The sequence below is a fragment of the uncultured Meiothermus sp. genome, assembly GCF_937863175.1.
Taxonomy (GTDB): Bacteria; Deinococcota; Deinococci; order Deinococcales; family Thermaceae; genus Meiothermus.
In genome coordinates this window covers 1-5,863 of record NZ_CALMCQ010000359.1, presented here as the reverse complement: position 1 = coordinate 5,863, position 5,863 = coordinate 1, and the positions used below count along the sequence as shown (strand labels likewise).

General features: G+C 60.2%; 6 protein-coding genes. 2 read left to right on the top strand and 4 right to left on the bottom strand.

Features of this window, described 5'->3' with window-relative positions; genetic code table 11:
* Window positions 1-972 (bottom strand): sugar ABC transporter permease (locus Q0288_RS13520; RefSeq protein ID WP_299431291.1); only part of this gene is annotated, 972 nt, incomplete at its 3' end.
* Window positions 973-1,339: 367 nt separating this feature from the next.
* On the opposite strand from Q0288_RS13520, the gene Q0288_RS13515 reads away from it, so the two are divergent.
* Window positions 1,340-2,953 carry a succinic semialdehyde dehydrogenase gene (locus tag Q0288_RS13515; protein WP_299431288.1) on the top strand — a complete coding sequence of 538 codons (1,614 nt, stop codon included), beginning with the start codon at window positions 1,340-1,342 and terminating at the stop codon, window positions 2,951-2,953.
* 38 nt (window positions 2,954-2,991) lie between these two features.
* Here the strand turns inward: Q0288_RS13515 and Q0288_RS13510 are convergent, their stop codons facing one another.
* From Q0288_RS13510 to Q0288_RS13500, 3 genes are all read right to left on the bottom strand, one after another.
* Window positions 2,992-3,633 carry an anti-sigma factor gene (locus Q0288_RS13510; protein WP_299431285.1) on the bottom strand — a complete coding sequence of 214 codons (642 nt, stop codon included), beginning with the start codon at window positions 3,631-3,633 and terminating at the stop codon, window positions 2,992-2,994.
* On the bottom strand, window positions 3,630-4,184 hold the full coding sequence (locus Q0288_RS13505; protein ID WP_299431282.1) for a sigma-70 family RNA polymerase sigma factor: 555 nt from the start codon (window positions 4,182-4,184) through the stop codon (window positions 3,630-3,632). The genes Q0288_RS13510 and Q0288_RS13505 overlap by 4 nt, the downstream gene beginning before the upstream one ends.
* Before the next feature lie 104 nt (window positions 4,185-4,288).
* Window positions 4,289-4,708, bottom strand: a complete 420-nt coding sequence (locus tag Q0288_RS13500; protein ID WP_299431280.1) for an OsmC family protein — start codon at window positions 4,706-4,708, stop codon at window positions 4,289-4,291.
* 205 nt (window positions 4,709-4,913) lie between these two features.
* Between Q0288_RS13500 and Q0288_RS13495 the strand changes: the two genes are divergently transcribed.
* Entirely contained in the window at window positions 4,914-5,738 is an 825-nt protein-coding gene (locus Q0288_RS13495) for an alkaline phosphatase family protein (RefSeq protein ID WP_299431294.1), read from the top strand.
* Window positions 5,739-5,863 lie beyond the last annotated feature (125 nt).

The window sequence follows — 5,863 nt, the reverse complement described above, 5'->3', positions numbered from 1 at the left end:
CAGGGTAGCAGTCATCCAGTAGGGAAAACCCAGCCACAGGGTGATGAGCAGGGCCGAGACTCTGAACCATTCGGGGTCGGTGAGCCAGGGAACCGGGTAAGAGCCCAGAAGTCCCAAAAGCCGGTTGATGGGGCCAAACTGTACATTGAGCATGGCAGTGAATACCTGCACGCTAATAACGGCTGGAATGGCCCAGGAGATGATCAGTACGGTGCGATAAAACCCTCGCAGAGCCAGGCTCTTGTTGTTGAGCATCAGGCCCAGAACTAGACCTGGTATGACTCCTACCACCACCGCCCCCGCAGCAAAGATGATGTTCCATATCAAAAGCGGAATCAGGATTACGCCGGCCTGGCTGAAGATTTGCACGAAGTTCTGGAAACCTACAAACTGGTAATCGTTAATGCGATAGACCAGGTTCGGCTCGAATGGTGGGGGTGCGGTGAGCAAGATGGAGTTCTGGGTGGCCTGTTCGGCAACCACTCGAGCCCTCTGGTTTCCACTGGTAATTTCCAGGGCCTGGCCAGCGCAGTCGGGCTGCTCACAGCGCAGCATACTGGCAGCATCACCCTCCACCACAAGTCGCCGATCCTCCAGACGCAGAACCGTGGTCTGGGTGGAGCGGTCGGGTTTGCCACTGCGAATTCCCGAATAGTTGGTAAAGCCGAAGTAGACGGTCAGAAGAATGGGAAACAGGGTGAAGGCCAGCAAGAAGGTGATGGCCGGTAAGAGGTAGTACCAGTCGGTCAGGTAGGGAACCCGTCTGCCCAGCCAGAACAGCATGGGAATCAGGGCTATGCTACTAAACAGCAGAATCAGATAACCAGGATAGCCCTGCTCGAGGGGCCGGGGAAAGGCGGCTTGCAAAGCCCCAAAAGCCAGCAACCCTACCAACGCTGCCCCGACCATGGCTCCTCCCAGTAAGCCAATAGCGATAAAGAAACCTCGAGCGCCAGGGGGGGAACGGTACATGCAGACCTCCGCTATCATTGTTGGTTATCAGACCAATCAATGACCCTTTCGAACGCCCCTAGCATATACCTGGGAGCCGGTTTAGGTAAGACCCTCGAGGCCTGTTCTTGTAGTGCTGGTCAGCATGGAAACGCTTTTACATATACTCTATTGATTCGGTTGAGACTCGAACCTCCGGCCAAGCGACCGGGGTACCTCTAAGAGGGTTTGGGCAGGTTCTCTGCGGCTTCCGCCCCTGGAGCAAGGCTTGTTGAATGAGGAGCAGCGAGGATTAACGGCTCATACCGTTGCAGGATGAGAGCCTGGCCGGGACTAAACTCACCCCAGAGGCCCTCCGCGCTTGACGGTCTTTCCGCTTCAAGGCACCATGGACTTAAGCATGATCGAGACCGGACGACTCAGTGTCATCAACCCCCCCCGTGTGGCCCCGCAGTTCACCCCCGAACTGCTCGAGCGGTTGGCCAGCCAGGTTTCGCGGTTCGCTGCACGCAACAGCCAAACCCTGTACTCCCCCTTCGACGGTGGGGTGTTGGGAGCTATTCCGATCTGCACCCCTGAGGATGCCCAGCAAGCCGTACAACGGGCCAGGGCTGCCCAGGCTGCGTGGGCCAGGGTAGATGCCAGAGTCCGGGCGCGCATCATGCTGCGCTTTCATGACCTGCTGCTGGAACGGCAGGTTGAAATCCTCGACCTGACCCAGTACGAGACCGGCAAAGCCCGTCGCGATGCACAAGAAGAACTGCTCGACTCAGCCATTGTGGCCCAGTATTACGCGACCAGAAGCCCCGGCTGGCTGCGCCCAAGGCGTACCGGTGGCACCTTTGTGGGCCTGACCCAGACCTGGGAGTACCGCCACCCGGTGGGAGTGGTAGGGGTGATCTCGCCCTGGAACTATCCGCTGGTCATGGCCGTGAGCGAGCCGCTCCCAGCCCTGATGGCGGGCAATGCCGTGGTGCTCAAACCCGATCCCCAGACCACCTTTACGGCCTTGTGGGTTCAGGCTCTGATGGTGGAGGCCGGTCTGCCTCCCCATCTTTTCCAGATCGTGACCGGCGGCGGCGAAGTCGGGGCGGCCCTGGTGGCTTCGGCGGATTTCATCGCCCTGACCGGCAGTACCCCCACCGGGCGCAAGGTGGCGCGGCAGGCCGGGGAGCGGCTGATTGGGGTAAGTCTGGAACTCGGCGGCAAAAACCCCATGCTGGTGCTGGAGGATGCCAACCTCGAGGCCGCCGTGGATGGCGCTATTCATGGGGCGTTTGCCAATGCCGGGCAGCTTTGCGTTGCGCTCGAGCGCATATACGTCCACGAAAAAGTCTTCGATGTATTCTCTCGGCGCTTTGCCGAAAGAGCCTCGACCCTGCGTCTGGGAGCCACCTTCGACCACCGCTCGCAGATGGGTTCCCTGACCGTGCAGCGGCAGTTCGACACGGTGCAGGCCCACGTACAGGATGCCCTTGCCAAAGGTGCCAGGGTGCTCGCCGGGGGCAGGGCCCGGCCCGAGCTGGGGCCGCTGTTTTTCGAACCCACCATCCTGACCCAGGTTACACCCGAAATGCGCCTCTATGACGAGGAAACCTTTGGCCCGGTGGTCAGTTTGTATAAGTTTAGCGATCTCGAGCAGGTGCTCACCACTATCAATCGAAGTGAGTATGGTCTCAATGCCAGCGTCTGGACCACAGACCGTCGCAAAGGGCGCGAGGTGGCCTCACGTATCCAGGCTGGAACGGTTAATGTCAACGAGAGCTATGCCGCTGCCTGGGCCTCGATGGATGCGACCATGGGGGGCTTCAAGGCCTCGGGTCTGGGGCGACGCCACGGCAGAGAAGGACTCTTGCGCTTCACCGAAGTACAGACCATCGCCATCGAGCGGTTCATTCCCGTCACCGGGCCGACCTGGCTCCCGAGGGGCTGGTACGGGCGCACCGTTACGGTGGCCCTCAAGGCCCTCAAGTGGCTTGCTCGCTTGCGGTACCGGGTGTAGCACATATCTGCCCCGGTTGACCCTGCCACGGCGGGGTATCAAGAGGTGGGCACCCGGCCCAGGGGCTGGGTGGGTTGGGGACTACCGCCAGGGGGCTCGAGGCTTACGCCCACAGAAGCAAACCCCTCGTAGCTGGTTTCGAAAACGCGGGTGGTGAAAACTCCCAGCGAGACGGGATCGCCCTCGGTTTTGCGGCCCCAGGCCTGGTAGACCTTGCCAGCCGGTGGGGGTTCACTCAGGATCATCAAGCAGCGCCCATCCTCTGTCCAGAGCATGGTTCCGAGAGACTTGCCCTCCGCGTTCTTAATCAGCCGCCACCGGACATCGGGGTCGGCCAGCCAGCGGGCTACCCTGGCGTGTTCCTCGGCCAGGGTCCGGTAGCGGTTGTAATGGTCGAGGCCCCAGCCTCCCAGACCCAGGGACGCCAGCACCGCAGCCGCTGCCACCCAACGCAAGAAATCCCGCCTCGGAATAGTCTTATGCTTAATTTTGACCCATACGCTGGGGGAGGGAACCTCCGGCGGCAAGCTCTGGGGTATTTGCAGCAGCACGGCCTGAAGCTCCTCCAGTTCCTGGCGCAGTTCGGGGGATGATTGCAAAGCCTGCTCGAGCTGGGCTTTTTCCGAGCCTTCCAGCAGGCCCAGTGCGTAGTCGGGCAGCAACTCGCGGAGGTCTTTCATGCTTCCTCCGTGGTCTGCGGCCCGCCCAGATACTCCCGTAGCTTGAGCAGGGCCCGGCGCACCCGGGTCTTGACCGTACCCAGCGGCAGGTGGTGGCGCTCCGCAAGTTCGCTGTGGCTATAGCCATCGAAAAAGGCTTCCTCCAGCAGCTTGCGGTCGGTGGGCTCCAGCCTGTGCAGCGCCCGGCGGATCAGAATCCGGTCGGTGGGATCGTCTTCCCGCCACAGTCCCAACTCCTGTTCGGGGTTGTGCAGATCGCGATCGTCAACTTTTTGGGGTCTGGCACCCCGGCTACGCAGGCGCGACAGGGCAAAGTGCCGCCCGATGGTGAACAAAAAAGCCGTTACGCTACCGCGCTCGAGCTGGTAGCGGGCGGCTTCACGGTATAGCTGAACAAAACTGTCTTGCAAGATCTCTTCGGCCTCCTCGCGGCTCTGGAGCATTCGCAGAAGAAGTGCGTACAGCGAGGGGCTATAGCGACGGTATAGCTCTGCCAGGGCACGCTCATCCCCCTTGGCGAGGCGCGACATCAGGTCAATGTCTGGCTCCACGCCCCTATTTAACACTACGGCTGGATCTGGCGCTATGGATGTTCAAGTGGGATGGATACTTAAGTAAAGGCGCAGGGTACTGCGCCCTTACTTGTCGGTTTTGCCTACACCAGTTGAGCGTCCAGACTGATTTCGGGAACCGCCGCCAGGGCTTTGGAGACCGGGCATCTGGCCTTGGCTTCCAGGGCTAACTCCTGAAACCTTTCCTTGCCGATGCCGGGCACCCTGGCAACCATTTGGAGTTCGATTTTGGTGATGGTAGGACCATCTCCCAGGTGGACTTTGGCCGTAGCGTTGAGTTCTTCGGGAGGGGTATTGTTGTTGGTCAAGAGAGCCGATAGAAACATGGCATAGCAGCCCGCATGGGCCGCGCCGATCAGTTCTTCGGGGTTGGTTTCAGGGCCGCTGGCAAAACGGGAAGCCCAGGTATACGGCCCCTCATAGACTCCGCTTTCCAGCCTCAGGTGGCCTTTGCCTTCCTTCAAGCTGCCTTTCCAAACCGCATTGGCTAAACGTACGGGCATAGTATTGCTCCTTTCGCCCACCATCATGCGCTCTTCAAAGCCAGGCTGGCTGTGGCGCAGGTCGCAAGTTGAGGAGCAGAGAACCTCTGAAGGTTGAAGGTTAACCGCACTTCCGCCTCCACAGCCCTCTCTGCCTATCCCCGCTCCCATGCTCCCATCCGCCCCTTCATTTGACCTTTCCTTTGCTACCGCGCACAATGCCCTGGTGCTGGCTTTCTTGTTTGTGGATGGTTTGGGACTCTCCAACGATCCCAGAAGCCCCCTACAGCGCCTGGATTTGCCCACCTTGCGCGTCTTGAGCGGTGGGTTCAGTAGCCATCCCTTTACCCGGTCCAGACTGGCCTATCGCGTGCTGGATGCAAGGCTGAGTGTAGAGGGCCTGCCCCAGTCGGGAACCGGCCAGACTGCTTTGCTGACCGGCATCAACGCGGCTCAAATTTTGGGATATCACCAGGGGCCGCACCCCCTGAGCAAGCTGCAAATGTTGTTGCGGCAGGATAGCCTTCAGGTCTGGGCAGTCCAGCGGGGTCTCAGGGTTTTGCATGCCAACGGCTACCGGCAGGACTACCTGAAAAGGGTGACGGACAGCCGCCGCAATCTGCTTTCGGCCTTCGGCTTTGCTGCTCAGATGGCTGGACTCGAGCTCCTGCCCCTGGAGCACCCCCATGCCCTCTTGCCTGCTTACTGGCCTGAACCCGAGAAGGCGGGCCAGCGCTTTGCCCAGACTGCCCAGCAGCAAGACCTGACCATCCTGGAAAACTGGGCTTTGGATTACACAGCCCATCGTCTGCCGGAAAAGCTGGATGAGCGCTTTGTAGAGCTGGATCGTTTCCTCGAGGGCTTCCTAAACGCAAGCCCACAGGCGACTCTTATCCTCACCTCCGACCACGGCAATGCCGAAGAACCCTGGCATACCCAGCACACCTACAACCCCGTGCCCCTTATTATCTACGGCCCCCAGGCACACCCGGTTCCTGACATGCAGACCCTGACGGACCTCTTGCCTTGGCTGATGGAGCAGCTGGGGTGAGAGTCCGGAAGGTTTTATAGGGCTTGTGGGCAATTGATCCTGAAGATCTGCACAAACCCCGGGCTTGGTCTGATATTGCCCCGGTTTAGTTCAGTCGAGGTTAAGCCACCTGCCTCAGATTGTGC

Coding starts and splice junctions, on each gene's coding strand:
- Q0288_RS13510 (WP_299431285.1), bottom strand. CDS start 3,633: ATGAAAGACCTCCGCGAGTTGCTGCCCGACTACGCACTGGGCCTGCTG.
- Q0288_RS13500 (WP_299431280.1), bottom strand. CDS start 4,708: ATGCCCGTACGTTTAGCCAATGCGGTTTGGAAAGGCAGCTTGAAGGAA.
- Q0288_RS13515 (WP_299431288.1), top strand. CDS start 1,340: ATGGACTTAAGCATGATCGAGACCGGACGACTCAGTGTCATCAACCCC.